Origin of the sequence: Plesiomonas sp. (assembly GCF_051650925.1) — a bacterium.
In the GTDB taxonomy this organism is placed as follows: domain Bacteria; phylum Pseudomonadota; class Gammaproteobacteria; order Enterobacterales; family CAMTGL01; genus Plesiomonas.
In genome coordinates this window covers 1-1,135 of sequence record NZ_JBOFRH010000113.1, presented here as the reverse complement: position 1 = coordinate 1,135, position 1,135 = coordinate 1, and the positions used below count along the sequence as shown (strand labels likewise).

At 44.1% G+C, this 1,135-nt stretch carries 1 protein-coding gene; it reads left to right on the top strand.

Annotation, left to right across the window (positions count from 1 at the left end):
* On the top strand, positions 1 to 384 hold a 384-nt coding region (locus ACRC27_RS02450; protein ID WP_438639115.1), incomplete at its 5' end, for an aminotransferase class III-fold pyridoxal phosphate-dependent enzyme.
* Positions 385 to 1,135 lie beyond the last annotated feature (751 nt).

Sequence of the window (1,135 nt, the reverse complement as noted above, 5' to 3'; positions counted from 1 at the left end):
GGTAGCGCCGGTTGTTTCATGCACGGGCCAACCTTTATGGCTAACCCGCTTGCCTGCGCCGTCGCATCGGCAAATCTGGCGTTACTGGCCTGCGGCAGCTGGCAAGCGGATGTGCAGCGTATCGAAGCGGTGCTCAAGGCCGATTTGCAGCCGTTAAGCACACACCCTGCGGTTGCGGATGTGCGAGTGCTCGGCGCGATCGGTGTGGTGGAGATGCGCCAACCGGTGAACATGGCGCGGTTACAGGCCGAATTTGTGCGCCTCGGGGTGTGGATCCGTCCGTTTGGGCGCTTAATCTATGTGATGCCACCCTATATGTCGCCGACAGAAGATGCGCACCGTTTAACTGCGGCTATACATGCGGTTATTGAGCAAGGCCTCTGAGGCCATCAACCGCAAGCCCTTTTTCTACAGCAGCGAATACGGCACGTATCTAATACGTAGCAGTATTCGCTGTTTACAGTTGTTAAGCACTTGAAATTTCGGTCTTAAACTTCACGTTTAAAATAGAAATGTTGATCTCGAGGCGTTTGAGGTTTAACCGTGAGTACTTCGGTTGCTTGGGTATTGATGTTTAGATATTGGGGTCTTGTAGCACGCTACTATATAGCATCACATATTTATTTTGTCCCCGTTTATGCTCGGCTCGAATTAAAAATAAAGCTGACACAACTGACTGAAATGCATGTTTATTTCATTTTCACTACCAATAACACAAGCGTATATTCTTTTTAATTATAACACCCCCAACAATTAATTTTAAATCGCACATTTATAGAATGTAATGCGCGCATTTTCCCATCGCATTCATTTATCAGTTCTTAAGTCTTTCACTTTCGTTTTACGCATATGCACGCAAGGCATATTCATACAGAACAATTCGCTTTAAAAAAGCCGTTTTAGCAAAAACAACAGGTCATACCAGCTTGCTGGCGTGTATTTATTCTAAAAACAACGATTACAAGATAACTATTTCAGACTCATCGCTTTATGTTTCTGTTTAAAATATCTTTTTCGCATTTCTTGACGGCTATCAATTGCCTTTATTCTAGAATGCGATGTAACATCAAAATAACATCAGCATTCCTGAATATTATTTTTGGTGGCTGACTGTTATGCCGGTAAAGAGGTATTC